Source organism: candidate division WOR-3 bacterium (assembly GCA_039801905.1).
In the GTDB taxonomy this organism is placed as follows: Bacteria; Hydrothermota; Tepidihabitantia; order Tepidihabitantales; family JBDRVQ01; genus JBDRVQ01.
Genome location: JBDRVQ010000025.1, coordinates 1 through 18,835 on the forward strand (window position 1 = coordinate 1; position 18,835 = coordinate 18,835).

General features: G+C 43.3%; 18 protein-coding genes. 2 read left to right on the top strand and 16 right to left on the bottom strand.

The window, feature by feature from the left end; genetic code table 11:
- Both ABIL00_05770 and ABIL00_05775 read left to right on the top strand, forming a co-directional pair.
- Positions 1–558: T9SS type A sorting domain-containing protein (locus ABIL00_05770; GenBank protein ID MEO0110261.1), on the top strand; the 558-nt coding region annotated here is incomplete at its 5' end.
- 262 nt (positions 559–820) lie between these two features.
- Positions 821–2,380 carry a T9SS type A sorting domain-containing protein gene (locus ABIL00_05775; protein MEO0110262.1) on the top strand — a complete coding sequence of 520 codons (1,560 nt, stop codon included), beginning with the start codon at positions 821–823 and terminating at the stop codon, positions 2,378–2,380.
- 39 nt (positions 2,381–2,419) lie between these two features.
- On the opposite strand, the gene ABIL00_05780 is transcribed toward ABIL00_05775, so the two are convergent.
- The 16 genes from ABIL00_05780 to ABIL00_05855 all read right to left on the bottom strand — a co-directional run bounded on the left by ABIL00_05780 (position 2,420) and on the right by ABIL00_05855 (position 18,434).
- Positions 2,420–4,417 (bottom strand): T9SS type A sorting domain-containing protein, encoded by a 1,998-nt coding sequence (locus ABIL00_05780; GenBank protein ID MEO0110263.1) that lies wholly within the window; start codon positions 4,415–4,417, stop codon positions 2,420–2,422.
- A gap of 964 nt (positions 4,418–5,381) precedes the next feature.
- Positions 5,382–6,194, bottom strand: coding sequence for a nitrilase-related carbon-nitrogen hydrolase (locus tag ABIL00_05785; GenBank protein MEO0110264.1), 813 nt, complete (start codon positions 6,192–6,194; stop codon positions 5,382–5,384).
- A gap of 12 nt (positions 6,195–6,206) precedes the next feature.
- Complete coding sequence (locus ABIL00_05790; GenBank protein MEO0110265.1) at positions 6,207–6,971, bottom strand: CsgG/HfaB family protein; 765 nt, start codon at positions 6,969–6,971, stop codon at positions 6,207–6,209.
- A gap of 18 nt (positions 6,972–6,989) precedes the next feature.
- The gene (locus ABIL00_05795; protein MEO0110266.1) at positions 6,990–7,553 is read right to left on the bottom strand and encodes a CsgG/HfaB family protein; all 564 of its coding nucleotides are present in this window, start codon (positions 7,551–7,553) and stop codon (positions 6,990–6,992) included.
- Complete coding sequence (fbp, locus tag ABIL00_05800) at positions 7,550–8,644, bottom strand: fructose-1,6-bisphosphate aldolase/phosphatase (protein ID MEO0110267.1); 1,095 nt, start codon at positions 8,642–8,644, stop codon at positions 7,550–7,552. The genes ABIL00_05795 and fbp overlap by 4 nt, the downstream gene beginning before the upstream one ends.
- A 79-nt stretch (positions 8,645–8,723) precedes the next feature.
- The gene (gene kbl, locus ABIL00_05805; protein ID MEO0110268.1) at positions 8,724–9,968 is read right to left on the bottom strand and encodes a glycine C-acetyltransferase; all 1,245 of its coding nucleotides are present in this window, start codon (positions 9,966–9,968) and stop codon (positions 8,724–8,726) included.
- Between the two features lie 54 nt (positions 9,969–10,022).
- Positions 10,023–10,811, bottom strand: a complete 789-nt coding sequence (gene lpxA / locus ABIL00_05810; GenBank protein MEO0110269.1) for an acyl-ACP--UDP-N-acetylglucosamine O-acyltransferase — start codon at positions 10,809–10,811, stop codon at positions 10,023–10,025.
- 44 nt (positions 10,812–10,855) lie between these two features.
- On the bottom strand, positions 10,856–11,461 hold the full coding sequence (locus tag ABIL00_05815; protein MEO0110270.1) for a hypothetical protein: 606 nt from the start codon (positions 11,459–11,461) through the stop codon (positions 10,856–10,858).
- The gene (gene fabZ, locus ABIL00_05820; protein MEO0110271.1) at positions 11,458–11,889 is read right to left on the bottom strand and encodes a 3-hydroxyacyl-ACP dehydratase FabZ; all 432 of its coding nucleotides are present in this window, start codon (positions 11,887–11,889) and stop codon (positions 11,458–11,460) included. Before fabZ ends, ABIL00_05815 begins: the two co-directional genes overlap by 4 nt.
- Entirely contained in the window at positions 11,879–12,649 is a 771-nt protein-coding gene (locus ABIL00_05825; protein ID MEO0110272.1) for a UDP-3-O-acyl-N-acetylglucosamine deacetylase, read from the bottom strand. The genes fabZ and ABIL00_05825 overlap by 11 nt, the downstream gene beginning before the upstream one ends.
- A 13-nt stretch (positions 12,650–12,662) precedes the next feature.
- Positions 12,663–13,577 (bottom strand): PAC2 family protein, encoded by a 915-nt coding sequence (locus ABIL00_05830; GenBank protein ID MEO0110273.1) that lies wholly within the window; start codon positions 13,575–13,577, stop codon positions 12,663–12,665.
- Positions 13,578–13,641: 64 nt separating this feature from the next.
- Positions 13,642–14,565, bottom strand: coding sequence for an ACP S-malonyltransferase (gene fabD, locus ABIL00_05835; protein ID MEO0110274.1), 924 nt, complete (start codon positions 14,563–14,565; stop codon positions 13,642–13,644).
- Positions 14,562–14,738, bottom strand: coding sequence for a hypothetical protein (locus ABIL00_05840; GenBank protein ID MEO0110275.1), 177 nt, complete (start codon positions 14,736–14,738; stop codon positions 14,562–14,564). The genes fabD and ABIL00_05840 overlap by 4 nt, the downstream gene beginning before the upstream one ends.
- Positions 14,739–14,749: 11 nt before the next feature.
- On the bottom strand, positions 14,750–15,952 hold the full coding sequence (locus ABIL00_05845; GenBank protein MEO0110276.1) for an acyl-CoA dehydrogenase family protein: 1,203 nt from the start codon (positions 15,950–15,952) through the stop codon (positions 14,750–14,752).
- Positions 15,945–17,252, bottom strand: a complete 1,308-nt coding sequence (gene purB, locus ABIL00_05850; GenBank protein MEO0110277.1) for an adenylosuccinate lyase — start codon at positions 17,250–17,252, stop codon at positions 15,945–15,947. Before purB ends, ABIL00_05845 begins: the two co-directional genes overlap by 8 nt.
- The gene (locus tag ABIL00_05855; GenBank protein ID MEO0110278.1) at positions 17,253–18,434 is read right to left on the bottom strand and encodes a trypsin-like peptidase domain-containing protein; all 1,182 of its coding nucleotides are present in this window, start codon (positions 18,432–18,434) and stop codon (positions 17,253–17,255) included.
- Positions 18,435–18,835 lie beyond the last annotated feature (401 nt).

Here is an 18,835-nt window from a genome sequence, read left to right on the forward strand (position 1 = left end):
CTCTTGGAAGCCCTTTTATATCACGATACCACAGGAATTTTGAAAGAGAGGTTTATCTTTGAGGATGGTAAAGGGAAGACCGCAGAGATTTATCCAGAAGAGCCTGAGACTTTAAGGGTTATTCTTCCACCCGGAACCTATGACAATACTGAGGCGATAATTGAGATAAGGAAACTTTTTGGGGAGTATGCCTGTCTTGCTCGCTTAAAGGTTTATGAGTTTGAGATAGTGGATAAGGAGATGGGCGGACCGCAGGATTGGTGGATTGAAGAGATTCCACCAAGGACTTTGCTTCTTACCCCTTATCCTAACCCCTTCTTAAAGACCTTAAAAATAAGGTATCAGTTAGCAAAGAGAGGCAGGGTTTTGCTTAAGGTCTATGACATTGCGGGTAGAGAGGTAAGGGTTCTGGTGGATGAGAAGGAAGAGCCTGGGGTTTATGTTGTTAATTTTGATGGCACAGACAGAAGGGGTAAAAGACTTCCCTTTGGGGTATATTTTATCCGGTTAAAGACCGAAGAGTTCTCAGAGACGAAGAAGGTGATTTTTGTTAGATAGAGAAAAAAGATAGGGAGTCTCAAAAATGGGCTCCTTTTAATCTATGGATAAAATATTTCTTCTTTTTCTTCTTTTTCCTTTCTTCACAAATGCCCAATATAGATTAAAGCGAGTTGCTTTTATTCAATCTGGTGTTGATGTTTCGGCGGCATATATTATATGTGCCGATGTCGACCAAGATAGTCTAAATGAAATAGTGTTTGGGAGAGCCATTCGCACATATCCTTCCCGTTACCTTTGGGAAATTTGGAAGCATTATCCAATGAACCATTACGAACTCGTTTTTGCTGATACGGGTCCTGTTTATCCAGATCCACCGGGTATACACACTGGAAATTTCAAGCCAAATGATGTCGGTGATATTGACCAAGATGGTTTAACTGATTTATTGGGACCGAATTGGGAGAGGGCAAATGAATCAACTTACAATGTGGTGACTACTCAGGAGAGTCCAGATTATCATTCCTACCCTGAAAGTTTATCCTGGTGGTATCGGTTTGCTTATAATGAAGTTATATCTGAACCATTTTATTTTACAACTGATTTGGATAATGATACAAAAAAAGAGATTCTTGCTGGCGTCCCTAATATTCAGATTGGGGCCGGGATTTGGGAGAATGTGGCTAATAATCAAAATGAGTTAGTTTGGCATCGTGCTACGGAGGATGGATGGGCTTTTTCTTTTTACGATTTTGATATGGATGGGCGAAAAGAATTTGTTACTGTTGGGCTCGGTTCTCTCGGCAGAGCTTTTATTTATGAGAATACTGGCGATAATCAATATGAATTAATAAGGGTTGATACCGTGCGGATTCCTAATGGTTCGGATGTCTTTTCGGGTAATGATTTAGATTCCGACGGTAAGCCGGAGTTTTTTGTTGGTTTTGCCCAATGGGTTGGTGGTAACATCTGGGATTTTTATTTATATATGTGGGAGGCGACGGGAAATAATACCTATGAGAGGACTTTTATTGAGAGGGTAAGGGATGTAGATTGGCTTGATAAGAGGAGTAAATGTGGTGATATTGATGGCGATGGAAGAGAAGAACTTGTCTGGTCAATTGGTGCTCAGGTTCGGGTCTATAAGGCAACCGGTAATAATCAGTTCCAGTTGGTCTGGAGTTGGCGGAATGACCACGGCGGTGATTATCCCCATAGTTTGGTAAATATCTACGATATGAATCGGAATGGCTATCAGGAGATTGTTGTTAGTGGCTGGAATAAGACATCAATCTTTGAAGTAGAGGCGGTAAAACTTTTAAGACCGAATGGCGGTGAGAGGCTTTTAGGTAATAGCCAAGAGGTTATCAAATGGCAGACTTTTTATCCCCCAAGATGCGATTCGCTTTCTCTATTCTTTTCAAGTGATAACGGCCGAAATTATGAACTTATCGCCACTGGTATCCCTGGAGCCGACACCTCTTATTTATGGACAGTTCCTAATATCTCTTCTGATTCTTGCAAAATAAGAATCATTGCCTATGGACCGGGTTGGCAGTATGACGAATCGGACGGGGTCTTCTCCATAACCCAAACCGGCATTGAAGAACCCTTTTCTTTAACTAAACCCTTCAAGTTTGAGATCTCTCCCAATCCGGCAAAAGGGAATATAAAAATTAGATATAGTTTACCAGAAGAAGCGAAAATTAAGATTTACGATATCCTGGGTAAGCAAACAAAAGATTTCTCTCTCCCGAGAACCAGAAATTTGGAGATTATAAAATTAGAAGATTCTCACTTTCCTTTGGATCCCGGAGTTTACATCCTGCGTTTGGAAACAAAAAGAAAGACCTTTACGCATAAATTTGTTTGGATTAGATAATTTTCCTTCGGATTTTGGAAAAGTATCGGTGAGAAAATTTTATCGTTCTCGGAACGAGATAAACCGTTCTTTCATCTCATCCTTTCCCAATTTTATCACAAGGAGATAAATACCGGAGGAAAGTTCCGGAATTTTTATCTGATAATCACCCGGGTTAAAAGATTTCATCAGATGGAAGGTTTCTTTGCCTAAAAGGTTATAAACTTTTATCACCGCTTCTCCTTTCTCTTTGAGATGGAGGTCAATTTTCTTGGGATTGAATTTTGCGATACTTAAGTAAAATGATTTCTGACTGGTGACCTCTCCTATACCCACCTGGGGGTCACAGAAGAAGGAATAGAAATTTCCTGGGGCGCCTTGCGGGTCGGTGCCAACATTACGTCGGGAGGAATTGTCATAAGCCTTTAAGTAATAGCGAATGAGGGTTGGTTGCGATACTCCCGGAATATGAAAATGATAGAGATTTCCCCTTACGGAATCGGATAAAAGAGAATCCCAGTCCATACTCCCGAGACGGAAGAAGATTAAGGCGCGATTGATACCGGAAAAGTCGGTGATGGTGGAAGAGACCGGAAAAGGTCCGGGATAGGTGGTATCGGGCCAAATGGTTGTTCCGGAAAAGTTCGGTGGTTCACCATCCAAAACCAAAAATGAGTAGTAGCCAGATGCTGGATCATAGGCGGCATTGCGATTTGGTGAACCATCAACCGCCCTTATCCGATACCGGATGAATGTTCCCGGAGAAGCCGAGGGGATGGTGAGGAAATATCTTATTCCAACCACACTATCCGGTAAGACCCGCTGCTCGCTACCCGAGCCAAACCGGTAATAGAGGGCAACCGAATCAACATAAGAAGAATCCGTAACATTACTGCTGACAACATAAGGTCCAAGAAATATAGTATCGGTCCAGATTGTGGTCTGGGTGATTTGGGGTGGGCGGTGGTCATTTGCCGGGTCCAGTGCATAAAACTTATAATGGCTATTGGGTGCATTTTCCGGGTCAGTTCCCCGATTACGCTGGTTTGAGTTATCAATTGCGATGAGATAATAGCGAACGGTATCGGGTGCGGAGATTTGGGGAATGTGGAAATGATAGATATTCCCTCTCACAGAATCGTGAGGTAAACTCTGCCAGGGCTGATTGCCAATCTTATAATAAATGGAATCGGTTCTAATGCCGTTGGCATCGGTAATGGTAGAAGAGATTTTCCAGGGACCAAAGTAATAGCCAGTCGGGATCACTGTGGTGTTAGCAAATTCTGGTGGTTGCATATCAATTGAAGAATAAAACTCCTTCTGCCGATAGAAATAATCAGCCGTGGTAAAACGGGGATTCACCTCACCATTTACTGACATAATCGTTACTACCGAACCGCCAACCCTCCCCCGATTGGGAACAACCCATTCGTGGATTATCCGTCTTTCGTCAATTATCCCCATCTCATCATAAGTGTGGAGATAGGTCCTAATAACCAAACAAGGGTAAAAACGGGTAGTATCGGCTGGAACTCTTACCCAACCTTCCGCCACAACCGTATTATCCCTTTCTTCATAGATTAATAGTCCGGAATAGTCCCAGGTCCAGTTTGAAGTCCAATGTGTTCCCAGACTCATTGGGAACTGATAGACCTTATTATAAGGGGAGTTGTAATTGAATTGGCTGCCACCGGCATAAAAGCCATAAACCCACATCCATTGCGTTGTTCCAGTGGTATCTTTATGCTCATACATCCAAGTGAGTCCATTATGGTCGGTAATCCTTTCGGCATAAGTTGTCGGAGCGGGTGGATTCCCTGAGGCTTCGTTTCTCGGCCGGATCCGAGATTCCGCAGTTGCCCGGGTGGAACCGGTGGCAAAATCCCAGAGGGTATCAAATTCACTAAATGGGGGACAGGGGACCGGATAGTTAGCACCGTTATACCACCACCGGAAATAACTCCCAACATATTCCTGGCCATAGGGCCATTCGCGCCAGGTGATAGTTAAGGAAAAGAGAGAAGAAAATAGTAAGAAAAATACCAAAAGAGAACGCATATCTCCTCCTACTCTTATCTTTATAACTTTTATAATAAAATTAAAAATAGATATTGTCAACCTTATTCCAAAGGATTTATTGGCTAACCGGTCGGTTGAACAAGTTGACTAAAGAAGAATTTTGAATAAGATAAAAAGTGAATATCTTTGGCTTTCAATTTGACCCGGCAACTGCTTTTAATCTTTTTAGAGGTAATTATTATATTAAAGGTCTGGAGAAAATGAGAGAATATTCTTGGGATGAGGCAATAAAATCTTTTCAGATTGCTTTAGTTGGTAATCCACCTGACAATGAAAAAATGGTTTTGGATTTTCTAATTGGATTGTGCTACCATAACCAGGATAAATTAGACCAAGCACTTGGTAATTACAAATTGACTACCCTCCCAAAATCCCCAATCATAATACCGAGCCCCGCCTTTAACCCTTTGTCCTAAAAAATAAGTTATTATAAATCAAAGACTTATAAAAAAGGGGAGAAATTTAGTGTCAGAAATTGGGGGGTATTTCCGTATTTATTATAGAGGGCTATGAAGAAGTTAAAAGAAGTTATTAAGGTAAGTTATTGGGTTCTAATCCCAACCCTTATATCAGAAGAGAGATTAAGGAGGTATTATCGGGTAATTAATAGTTAACTTAAAATGTCATTAAATAATAGGAACTTTATCAAACAGGAGGGGTTTATCTTTATAAAAAGGGGTGTAGCATACAGGGGATGGTATCGGGGTTCTAATGGAGGGTATAATAGAAGTTTTAATATAAGGCGTAATTTTGGACTTAATATAGAATCTAATAAAGGGTTTAATGAAGGATATGATAAAGGGTCTAATAAAGAGGATAATCAGGAATATAATCGGGAAACTAACATAGATTCTAATGGAAGGTCTAATAAATGGTCTAATCCCGAGGTTAATCAGGGGTTTAATCCGAAGCCAAAATGAGAGGGGTTATCAGGCTAAATAATTTACCGGAAATATAGTTCCGGGCGCCGGTCTAAAATTAAATCGTTATTGGGGGTAACTTTTTTAGCATCCGCTTCGGTTGGGTCAATCTCCACCATCACCAATTCTTCTCTCTTCCCGGACTTTGCCAAAACTTTACCATCCGGAGCCACTATCTGGGAGTTCCCAAAAAACCGGAGGTTTATATTATCCCTCCTCTCTATTCCCACCCGGTTGGCTAAAACCCAAAAGACCCGATTCTCAATCGCCCGGGCAATAGTAATTTTTGGGGCATAGGGAAGGATTAGGTTAGAAGGGTGGAGGATAATTTGGACTTTCTTTAAGGCAAGGGTGCGGGCGGCTTCGGGAAATATGTAATCAAAGCAGATAAGAATACCAAGGGCAAGATTTTTTCCTTTGATAGGAAAATTGATTACGGAAAATGGCTCATCACCCGGAGAGAATAACTCTTTCTCTCTAAAAAAGAGATGCACCTTCCGGTAGATATGGTATCTTCCATCGGGAAAGCAAAGAAGGGCAGAATTGAAAATCTTTTCTCCTCTCTTCTCGGGAAAACCAGCACAGATGATGAGATTCTTTTCCTGGGCAATTTTTAATAAAGCCTCTGAGGTTTCACCCGGGACTTCTTCGGCAAGGGAGACAAGTTCTTCTCTATTTAAGAAGGCATAACCAGTAGAGAATAGTTCCGGCAGGCAGATGATTGTGGGTAGGTCGCGTTTTCTTATCCGATTTAAGATTCTTTTCGCTCTTTTTAAGTTCTCAAACTTTCTTCCGAAAATTGGCTTAAATTGGAGATAACCAATCCTTATCCGCATAAATTAAGAAGTTTATCTCTCTTCTTTTAAGGTCTCAGCCAATTTTTGGCAGAGGAGGGAGGTTAAAAAGTCAATATCTTTAACTAAACGCTCCTTCTCCTCTTTAGTTTCTCCTAATGCTTGAATACTTTTTCTTGCCCCCCGAAATGTCTCCTTCGCCTGCCAGAGAATCTCTCCGGTCTCCACATCAACCAGCCTCACACTCAATCCCACCTCGGCGGATGGGGGAGAGGGCTTGACTGCCAAATAGATAACTAATCCCACCACGGTAATTGCTAAAATCCCTATTAAGAACCATTTCCAAGAAGAGTTATTATCGTCAACGATGATGACCGAAGGACCAACCTCTTTTTCCTTCACCTTTTTACTTGTATCCTCCTTTGGCTCGGGATAGGGGATAAACTTTGTCACACTACCGAAGATTACCCCTTCTGCTCCGAGCATCTTCCCAATCTTTGCCGCGGTTGAGACATCAAAGCGATAAAGGGTATCTAAATCCTGCTCTTTCCAGAGTTCCTCAATCCTTGCCCTTTCCAAGAGGTCAAAGATTTCTAACTTCCCCACTTGGAGGGAGAATTCCTCTTGCACCATCTTTGCCGCCTTCTCTTCCTTTGTCAGATTTTCAAAGGGAAGAATAGCAACTCTCTTTACCTTCCTTTCGGAAAATTTTGAGGAGAGGAAATAGTTAGTTACTCTATACGGCCGGACCGGGGCACAGTTAGTGTAAAAAAGGTAGGAGAGGAGGAGAAAGATGATGAATAATTTCCTCCCCTCCATAAAACAAAGAGATATTCTCTATTTCCAGGTCTCGGCAAAGAGTTGGCAGAGGAAAGAGAGTAAGAAATCGGGGTCTTCGCTAAGGCGGTGGCGGTCTTCGGGATCAGGGAAATGGGCTTGAATCCTTCTATCGCTTCCTTTAATCACATCGCTGGCTTGCCAAATTATTCTTCCGGTTTCCACACTCACCAACCGGCAGGCGATGCCAACTTTATCTCTCTTATATTCTCGCACCGCGCCCAAGATAACACCGTGGGCACCGAGCATCTTGCCAATCTCCACCGCGGTCTTTTCGTCAATCCGTTTCTTATCCAAATCCTGCTCTTTCCAGAGTTCTTCAATCCGACCCCGCTCCACAATATCAAACTTGCCGATTTTGCCGAGCGCCAGACTCATCTCATCAGCCGCAACCTTTCCCACTTCAAAACCATAAGAACTTTCAAAGGGTAAGACGGCAATCCTTTTTTCTCTCAAATCGGCAAGGGCATTCTCCTGCAAGGAGTAATTCCGAAATTCATAAGGCTTCGGTGGGGCACAGGTTAAGAGGAGAAGAAAGATGGAGAGAAGTATCCCTTTCTTCATTTTTTCAATTTTTCTTCCAATCTCTTTAATACTTCGGGTAAGGTTGTGTATTCCATCTCGGGTAGGGGGAGGCGGTGGGGTTCAAAAGGACCGTGGGCGCGCATAAAGTTGGCGAAGAGATTTGCTTGATAACGGGCATAGTCAAAGCCTGGGTCGTCAAATAAATCTCTAGGACCGATGAGCATCCCTTGACTCAATTGGAATCCTAAGGCAATTACCCTTGGTGGACCATCAAACCTTGAAGGGTTCGCTTCCTTCTGTCTGGTGGGCATTAGAGGTCCGTAATGGGAACCGCGCATCCAACCGGTAACAAGATGGGGAAAAACAAATGGTTCTAAGATCTCACCGATTGCCGGTAAGCCCGCTTGCCCCCGGACGATTAAAACCGGGTCATCCTTACCGACATATCTTCCGGCAATGAGGGCTAACTTCTGGGTAGAAGCGGCAGCAGCAATCTCACCGTCTTTCTTATAGACATTTTTGATGATGTAGTTCTCCGCGGAGCCAATTAGGACTAATAGGTCATACATCTCTTCGGGACAGGAGAGGATATAGTTTATATCCTTCTTGATATCGTGGACCTCAAACTTAAAACCCTGATGCATCGTGGGGTCAATAACTAAACCAATGGTATTAAAGGGGTCGGCAAAGATTTTGAATAAGGGAAAATTCCAAGCGCCGGGCGCGCATTTATCACCCATAAAGATAACAACGGGTTCGGATTTTCGCTCCACAAATTCCATCTCCGCGACCCCAGGTCCCATTCCCCGGACATTGCCCGAAAAGGCATCAGCGAGCAAGTCCTGTCCCGCGCCGTAAAGTTTTAGTTCCTTGGCAACTTCGGTACAGGCGACAAAAGTATCCCAAGCCAACTTGTGAATCTCTTCGGCATCAACGCCTTTGTTATGGGTCATTATCAACTCTAAGTCATCACCACAACTGGTAACATAGAAATCAATAATTAACCCATTACTTTTTGCGGTCGTCAATTTCTCCCGCGCCTCTTCCAATACTTGGGGATGGCTAGAAGAATGGCCAACATAACCCCCAATATCTGCTTTAATTACCGAAAGAGTAACCTTTTCTGCCATATATTCCTCCAGTTTATTTTAATCTCCCTATTATAGGAAATTTTAACTATCAGTCAATACCGAGCGGGTTTATTAAAAATTAGAGCCCGTATTTTTCAATAATCTGTTCCCGTTTTTTCCCTAAGATATCATACTTCTGCCCAACCTTCTTAAAGGCTTCTATCGCCCGGTCTAAATGGTCCTTATTATGTGCCGCGGAAAGTTGCACCCGAATCCTCGCTTCACCCTTAGGGACGACGGGATAGAAAAAGCCAATCACATATATCCCCTCATAGTATAAATCCCGAGCGAATTCCTGAGCCAGTCGGGCATTATAAAGCATAATGGGCACAATGGGATGAATCCCCGGTTTGATATCAAATCCGGCTTCGGTCATCTTCTCCCGGAAATACTTCGTATTCCATTCTAACTTATCGCGTAACTCGGTCGTTTCCGAAAGTAAATCAACCACCGCAATGGTGGCGGCAATGACGGCCGGGCTCACTGTATTGGAAAAGAGGTAAGGTCGGGAACGTTGACGGAGGATTTCAATAATCTCCTTCTTTGATGATGTGCAACCGCCGGAGGCACCACCCATCGCCTTGCCAAAAGTGGTGGTGATAATATCTACCCGTTCCATAACTCCCCGATATTCATGAGTTCCTCTCCCGGTCTTACCGATAAAGCCGGTGGCGTGGGCATCGTCAAACATTACCAAGGCGTCATATTTATCCGCCAGTTCGCAAATGTCGTCAAGTTTGGCAATGTCGCCATCCATAGAAAAGACACCATCGGTAGCGATGATTCGGAATCTCTTATTTTGGGTCTCTTTCAACTTCTCTTCCAAATCTTTCATATCTCCGTGTTGGAAGATGTACCTTTCCGCCTTACACATCCTCACCCCGTCAATGATGGAGGCGTGGTTTAAGCGGTCAGAAATTATCGCATCCTGTTCGGTAAAAAGGGGTTCAAAGAGTCCAGCATTGGCATCAAAGCAGGAAGAATAGAGGATGGTATCCTCAGTGCCCAGAAATTTACTTATTTTCTTCTCCAAGATTTTATGAATATTTTGCGTGCCGCAGATGAAACGAACCGATGACATCCCATAACCATGGGAATCTAACCCTTTATGGGCGGCTTCAATTACCTTCGGGTGACTGGAAAGCCCCAGGTAGTTATTGGCACACATATTAATCACATCTTTCAAGGGCGCTTTTTCTGGATATTCTACCTTAATGTCCGGTCCCTGGGGAGTATGGATGTATCTCTCTTCCTTATAGAGACCGGCCTTTTTGGTATTATTCAACTCTTCAATTAAATAGTCTCTTATTTTACCGTAAGCCATAAATCCTCCTCATCTATTTTCTTAAAGGTAAGATTAACCAAAAAAAACCTTTTGTCAATCAGTTTTCAATTCAATTCCCCGGCGACTCTGGACAATAAAATCTAAGAGAAGATTGATTTCCGGAGAGGGGGGGAATTTTTTTATTTCTTTTAAGGCATCGCTCAGGTTTAATCGGGAGCGAAAGATTAAACGATATATCTTTTTGAGCAGGGCGATTTTCTCCTTAGGGAAATGATTTCTTTTTAAGCCCGTAATATTCACCCCTCTCACCCGGAAGGGATTACCTTCGCCAATCATAAAGGGGAGTAAGTCTTTTTTTAAATAGGAACAGGCGCCAACAAAAGCATAAGAACCGATCCGCACGTGCTGATGGATTCCAGCCATCCCCCCAATGTTCACAAAATCAAAAATCTGGCAGTGACCAGCGATTTGGGCGAAGTTGGTTATTATATTGTGGTTACCAATCTGGCAGTTATGAGAAATGTGGCAATAAGCCATAATAAAGTTATGGTCCCCAATCTTCGTCTCCTTCCCCTTACCCGTCGCTCGATGGATGGTTGTGTATTCCCTTATCACATTACCCCGACCGATTACCACCCGACTCTTTTCCCCTTTATATTTCAAATCTAAGGGGGGCATCCCAATAATTACCCCCTGGTAGATTTTATTCTCCGGACCAATAATCGTTCCCTCGCCAATTACCGCAAAGGGGTAGATAATAGTCTTCCGGCCAATGAAGGAATTTTTCTCCACTATTGCATAAGGAAAAATTTTTACCTCCTCCTCAATTTCTACCGATTTATCAATAATGGCTAAGGATGAAATCTTTGACTTCGCGGACAACGGTGAAATTAACGCAAGGCTGATTAGTTTTTAACCCCTTTTTCTTAAGCTTTCCTTTCTTTCTTCTCTCTTCTCTTCTCCCGAAGCAAGAGTTTATCCCGGTCGATTCCCGCGGCACGCAGAGCGTTTTGCCAACTGCCAAAGAACCGGATGGCTGCGGAATGGAGAGGACGGAAGATCTTCCGCACCTCCGTCGTGGTGCTTATCTTTACTCCTTTCTTTTCTAACTTTCGGATTTCTTTCAAGACCCTTTCCTTACGCCATCTCCTTGCCCAGAAGACCTTCTCCGGATCAATCCCCACCGCGCGCAGTGCATTATGCCAAGAACCAAAATAGCGACTGGCGGCGCCGAGGAGTTTTCGATCGTATTGGCGCACCACACTCGGAGTTAGAGAAATTTTTTTCCGGCGGAGTTCTCTTATCTTCTTCTTTACCAATGCCGCGTTCCAGCGGAGATTTTTTCTAATCTCATCGTAATTTAAACCTGCTAAGGTGATTGCCTTTTCCCAACTGCCAATATACCTGTAGGTCGGATATAATAGAATATAGTGCTTCTTTCTAATGTAACTAAGATCCAGGGGTTCGCCTCGCGCCTTTAATTCTTTTATCTTTTCAATAACTAATTCCTTAGACCATTTCGTTTTTCTCATCTTTCCTTAAATCCCAAAAGGATTTCGCCGGTTAGGGCAACCTCTTCCGCCACTTTTATCACACCTTGAAACTTAAATATATTTTCTCGCTTCTGAATCAATTCGCATCTCACCTTTAAGGTATCACCGGGACGAACCATTTTCTTAAAGCGCACCTTATCTAAACCCAAAAAGAGAGGTATCTTATTTCCTCTTTCTTCCTTCGGAATTCGTTTTAAGAGTAAAATGCCGGCGCTTTGGGCTAATGCCTCACAGAGCAAAACACCCGGCATTAATGGGAAGTTGGGAAAATGACCAGTAAAGAATGGTTCGTTTACCGTCACATTCTTAATCGTGGTAATCGTCGTCTCCCCTTCCTCCACCACCCGGTCAACAAAAAGGAAGGGGTAACGATGAGGAAGAATTTCCTTTATCTCGTCAATTTCCATATCCCAACTCCGCCATCCTTCTTAAAATTCTTTGATTCAGTCGGTGCGAAGGGTTACGGGTGAAAATTTTACCCCGCAGGTATCTTCCGATAACTCTTAAATCCCCCAGCAGGTCTAAAATCTTGTGGCGAATAAATTCCTCATCGGTGCGCAATCTTTTCGGAATGAGAATTTTCCCTTTCTTCTGATAAGAGAGACCAATTCTTTTTAAAAAGGAAGGAGAAGGATAGCGCCCAAAGGTTTTCGCCCAGACAATTTCTTTCTCATAAAGAGAAGGGGTGAGATGAGAAAGGGAAAAGGAAGAAAAGAGGCTTAAGGGGGAATAAGAAAAAGAAGCCCTTATCTCTAACTCCTCTCCCGGCAGGAAGGCGATAAAGGAATCCCGGTGAAATTCCACTAAAGGCTTTTTCACCAGAAGGAACTCTTTTACCTGCTCTTGATTTCGGATCTTCGCCTTTCTCAGAAGATTTAAGTACTTCTTGCCGCTCCCATCAAAGAAGGGGAATTCGCCACCTCTAATTTCCACTTTTAGGTTATCAATCCCCAATCCGTAACAAACCGAAAGGAAATGTTCAGGCATCAGGATACCATTAAAGGAGAGGGTTGATTTTGTAACCCTGACCTCTTGCCAATTTAGTCTCTTTCCGTTAATCACAATACCCGAATCCACTGGCGCTGGTGCCAAAGAAATCTCAACCGGACACCGCTTAAAAATTCCCCATCCCCTGGCCCGAACTTTTTTTTTATCGTCTTCTGCCAAAAAGAAGAGAAGTTCATTGTTTCTTAAACAGGTCTAAAAATCGGTCTTCGTACTTTTCAAAGAGACCCCATTTGTCCAATTCTCTTTTCAATTCGTATGCCTTACTCTTATCAATCTTTGCTTCCTGGAAGAGCCTTTCAATCTTTTCAAAGATGTGATAAGGAATCTTATCCTTTTCTACCACCTCTTCTTCCGCTTCTCCCTTCATTTCAAATAACTCGCGCATTTTATCTTCCATCATTTGAAATTGGGCATCCATCTCCTTAATCAGCAGATCCAATTCTTCAAAATTGATGCGGGTGGCTAAAATCCTTTGGAACGCTTCGTTTAATGCCTTCCAGGCTCTCGGATTGGGAAAGTTTATGGCGTAGACCGGAATGGTTGCTAAAAGGCAGGCCGCTGGTATCTCCCGTTCCTGGGCGTAACCGATGAGAAGCCCGTTGAGACCTGAGATATTACCCGCCTCCATAATTTTAATCCCGTATTGTAAAAGACGGTCGCGCATCCCCTTTTGGTTGGCCACTCCGTAAACGACCGATTTATCCCGATGGCTCATCGGTACCGGAAAGGAAGCACCGGTATAAATCTCCTTCACCTGAATTTCTTGTGCGAAGTCAAGGATTTCCGCAACCAACTTTTTGCCCGTTTTCCCTGAGAATTGGACCTCGCCTTCAAAAACGACCACATTCAATTCGGGATGGAAGAAGAAGGTGTAGTGGGGAGGAGGGGGTAAGAAGACAATCCCTTCCTCCACCCCGACTTCCTCCGGGGTATAAAATTCCGACATCGCAATCTGGGCAAATTTTACCATTTGGAGATTCCTTCTCAAATAATTAACCGCCCCAAAGCCCACATTTCCCATCCCCGGCCAAGCGGCAATAAAGATTGGCTTTTCAATCTTCATCCGTTTTAAGATTCTTATCGCCATCAATAAATAATAACTAATTTTCCAAATATGTCAATGCCGCTGGTTAGGGAGAGATATAAAACTATCACCTAAGATTTTCGGCGAGTCCTTCTATCTCCTCCTTCTTTCCGACAGAGAAGACAGTAATTTCTTTATCAATTCTCTTTATCAAACCCTGAAGGACCTTTCCGGGTCCGACCTCTAAAAATTTTTTATACCCTTTCTCCTTCGCCTTTTGCACCATCTTCGTAAAAAGAACGGGACTCGTTAATTGTTCAAAGAGGGAATTTTTAATTTCGGTAGCGTTGGGGGCGATATCCCCACTCTTATTCATAATTACTGGTATCTTCGGCTCCCTAAATGCAAATTCTTCTAAAAACTTCTTGAACTCTTCGCCGGAAGATTTAAGTAATGGAGAATGGAAGGCGCCCGAGACTGGTAAGGGAATTACTTTTGCTGCTCCGGCCTTCTTTGCCTCTTCGCCCGCCCTTTTTACCGCTGCCACCTCCCCCGAGATGACAATTTGGTCAAAGGCATTATAATTGGCAGGTACCACGACCCCTTCTACTTTTTCGCAGATCTCTTTCACCTGCTCTTCACTTAACCCAATGATTGCCGCCATCGTCCCTGGGTTTTTCTCCCCTTCCTTATACATCAACTCCCCTCTTCTTTTGACCATTTTGAGAACAGAGGGAAAATCAAAGACGCCTGCACAATAGAGGGCGGTATACTCACCCAGACTATGGCCGAAGGCAATCTCCGGATAAATCCCCTGATTCCTTAAAATCTCGAAAACGGCAATGGAGTGAACCAAGACCGCTGGTTGGGTGAGGAAGGTCTTCTTTAACTCTTCTTCCGGGCCAAAAAAGGATAGAGATTTGATGGGAAGTTTTAGATAATCCTCCGCCTCGTCATAAATCCTTTTTGCCTCTGGGAAATTATCATAAAGGTCTTTTCCCATCCCCACATATTGGGAACCTTGACCGGGAAAGGCAAAACCAAGCTTCATTTTATGATATAAAGGACATTAAATAAAGGGATCACCGCTTCTGGTTGACTCTTTTTTTCCTCGGGGATTTCGGTCTTGATAAACTTAACCCCTACTGCCCGCACGCAGTTATCCTTTATCGTATACCCTTCGCATTCCACTTCGCCCCCGGATTTGAGATAAATGGTAGGCATTTATCCCTCCCTTAGCCTTCGGGTTTTGGTAAGGAGCAGCGCAAGGGTTTATCTACCCGATATCCCAAGGCATAGTCCGCCTGCATCAGTTTATGGATTTCCCTTGATCCTTCATAAATCTGTGCCCCTTTGGCATTCCGGTAGAACCTTTCCACAGGATATTCATCCGAATAGCCATAAGCACCGTGGATTTGAACTGCGTTACTGGCGGCTCTTTCCGAAGCCTCACAGGCATACATCTTCGCCAAAGATGTTTCTTTCGTATTTCGTAGACCCTGATTTTTTAACCAACCAGCTTTTAAGCAAAGGAGCCTTGAGATTTCATAATCCTGAGCCATTTGGGCGATCATCTCTTTTACCAATTGGTGCTCCGCAATACTTTTTAGAAAGGTCTTTCTCTCTTTCGCATATTTTATTGAGGCATCAAGGCAGGCTCTAATTAAACCGGTGGCACCCCAAGCCACGGTATATCTCCCCTGGTCTAAGGCGAACATTGCAATCTTAAAACCTTCCCCTTCTTCCCCCAAGAGATTTTCCTTTGGTACTTCCACATCCTGCAAAGAAATTGAGCCGGTATTACCCGCCCGGATTCCCAATTTGCCGTGAATCGTAGCGGTCGTTAGACCTTTCATTCCCCTTTCCACAATGAAACAACTCATTCCGCTGTGGTCCCGTTTCTTCTTCTTCTCCCAATCGGTCCAGGCGAAAATTAGAAAGTTGTCCGCAACATCGGCTAAGGAAATCCACATCTTTTCTCCATTCAGCACATAGTACCCATTTTTCTTCTCGGCTCGGGTTTCCAAAGCCACGACATCACTTCCGGCATTGGGCTCAGTCAAACCAAAGGTCGCAATCTTTTCACCCTTCGCTTGGGGGATTAGGTATTTTTTCTTCTGTTCCTCATTACCCCAAGAGAGGATAGTAAGGCTGTTGAGACCGATGTGAACCGAAAGAATTACTCGTAAAGAGGTATCAACATATTCCAACTCTTCGCAGGCTAAACCCAAGGCGATGTAGTCAAAACCCGCACCCCCGTATCTGGTCGGGATTGATAATCCCAAGATATTTAGTTCTCCCATCTTCTTTAAGATATTTTTATCAAAATAGGCGTTGCGATCGTTTTCGCGGATGTTGGGTAGGACTTCCTTCTGGGCAAACTCTTTAGCCAATCTTTGGACCATCAGTTGCTCTTCACTGAAGGAAAAATCAATCATTTTCCCTCCCCTTTTTTATTGTCCGGGTAAAAATTGAATTGATGTTTTGCAAAAGTTTCTTTAACGAAAAGATCTCCTTCAACTCCTCCTTTTTTAAGTAACGACCAATTTCTTCATCCTCCCCTACCACCTTCGGAAAATCTTTTCCTTCTTCTTGGGCGCGAAACGATAATCTCTGGACCATCTCATAGGCTACCGAACGTTTTAATCCTTTTTTCACTAAGGCGAGAAGTAAACTTTGGGAGTAAAATTGTCCCTTTGCCAATCTTATATTTTCCAACATCCTTTCGGGGGAGACCACAAGATTTTTTAGGACCCGAGTTAAGAGATTTATTGAGTAATGCAAGAGATTGAAGGTGAGAGGGAGGATAATCCGTTCCGCGGCGGAATTGGTTAAATCCCTTTCGTGCCAGAGGGGGATATTTTCCAGGGCGGGGATGATTTGGGAACGAATGATTCTTGATAAAGCGCAAACCCTTTCGCAAAGGATGGGATTTTTCTTATGGGGCATAGCCGAAGAACCCTTTTGGCCGGCAAAAAATGGTTCGGCGACCTCACCAATTTCTGTCCTTTGTAAGTTTCTAATCTCTGTGGCAATCCTTTCCAAAGAACCAGCGATAATGGCGAGTACGGAAACAAGGTGTGCCAAACGGTCTCGGGGCAATACTTGGGTGGAAACTGGTTCTGGTTTCAATCCCAACTTTTTTAATGCCGCTTCTTCTACCATTGGTGGCAATTGACTGAAGGAACCTACAACCCCAGAAATTTTGCCGAAGGAGTTTTCTTCTTTTACCTCAGCCATCCTCTTGATATTCCTCTCCGTCTCCGTATACCAGGATAAACATTTTAATCCAAAGGTAATTGGTTCCGCATGCATCCCGTGGGTCCTGCCCATCATCGGCGTCTCTTTGTATCTTAGTGCCAATTCTTTAATCGTATCCCTTAAACTATTGAGAGAGGAGATAATTATCCCGCAAGCCTCCTGACATCTTAAAGCCAGAGCAGTGTCAACGATATCATAGGAAGTTAAACCAAAATGGATATATTCCGAATATTTGGGGATACTTTTTTCTAAACTAAGAACAAAGGCAATAACATCATGCCCGGTGACCTTTTCCAATTCCTCTATCTCTTTTAACTTATATTTTGCCCTTTTTATATATTGGTAAGCCTCTTTGGGGATTATACCCAATTCCGCTTGGGTTTCGGCAATTGCCTTTTCCACCTTTAAGAAATAACGAAACCGATTTTCCTCCTTCCAGATTCTCTCCATTTCTTTGGTGGTATAGCGGAAAGGCATTTAATAGCGGTAAAAGATTCTTATCTCTTCACCCTGCCGGTTGATTATCATATCAATCCGATTTTTTAATTTATCCGCGATCTCCTTGAAATTCCGGGCATTATTCGGTTTTTGATTATTAACCAAAATAATCACATCGCCTTCTTCCAAGCCAATCGCTTCGCCAATCGTATTCGGTTTCACTCGCACAATCACTACCCCTTGATCCGTGGTAAGCCGATATTTTTTCTTTAAGGCACGGTTGATGTTAGAAACCGTGATTCCCAATTTCGTCTCTATCTCCTCCGGAGTCTCTTCCGGCTTTTGTTCTTTTGCCTCCAAAACAAACTTCTTCACCGTATTGATGGGAATGGCAAAACCGATCCCTTCGGAGCCGCCGGCATGAGTGAAAATAAATGTGTTAATACCAATTACTTCTCCATTAGCATTGATTAAGGGACCGCCGGAATTTCCCGGATTGATTGCCGCATCGGTCTGAATCATATTCTCATAAGTCCTTCCGAACCGCTCCGAGGAGATTGTCCGGTTTAAAGCAGAGATCACACCAACAGTCACTGTTGGCTTGGCATCCTGGATTAACATCCCAAATGGATTGCCCAAGGCGATTGCCCATTCCCCAATCATTAAATCATCGGAATTTCCCAATTCGGCATACGGCAAATTTTTCCCTTCAATCTTCAAAAGGGCTAAATCCTTTTCCTGGTCTAAATCAATAATCCGGCCGGAAAACTCTCTTTTGTCCGGAAGGGTTACCTTGATTTCCGTTGCCATCTCCACCACATGGGCATTGGTAACAATATAGCCGTCCGGGCTAATAATTACCCCAGAACCTAAACCCCGGACTTCCTCCTTAAATCTCCTTTGGGGAAAGAAATCCCGGAAGAAATCGGACCAAAACGGGTCGGAGAAGGGAGAATAGAAGGGTGAGGAGACAATTTTAATCTGAGTGACGGTAATTGAAACGACCGCGGGACTAACCTTTTGCGCGGCAATGACAATCGCATTTCTTCGGGAGTTAGCAATCTCCTTTTGGGACTCACTTACTTGGACAAGAGACGGTAAGGGGGATGGGGGAGAGGTTGAGAAAGAAGGTAATCGGAAGCGGGGGCGAGAGAAAACCAATAAAAATAAAGAAAAACCAATTATTATCCCCAGGACTATATCCCGAAACCTTTTCGCCATCTTTCAATTGTACCAAAAATACCAGAAAGTCAAGTTTTTTCTTCACTTGGCTATAATGTTCCTGAACGGTCTATAGACCGTTCAGGCTTAAATAAGTAGTTATGGCAATCGTCCTCTCTCAATCTTAATCTTATGCTCAAAAAAGACCCCACCCAAAAACAATGGTAACCGTTACGGGTCGTACCCGTTTCTTGAGGTGAAATTTTTATTAAGGTTTTTAACTTTTTGGGTGTTATATTATAAGGAGGCAAGTATGGGAGTGATAGATGTCTTAAAGAGGATTAGGGTTGACCTTTTTGGCTTTCCATTTCCCGAAGCGAGAGAAAAATCTGGCAAAGGAGGTGCTCTGGGCAATCACTGAGGCACTCCAAAATAACTGATCCCCAAGGGGAAAACCGAAA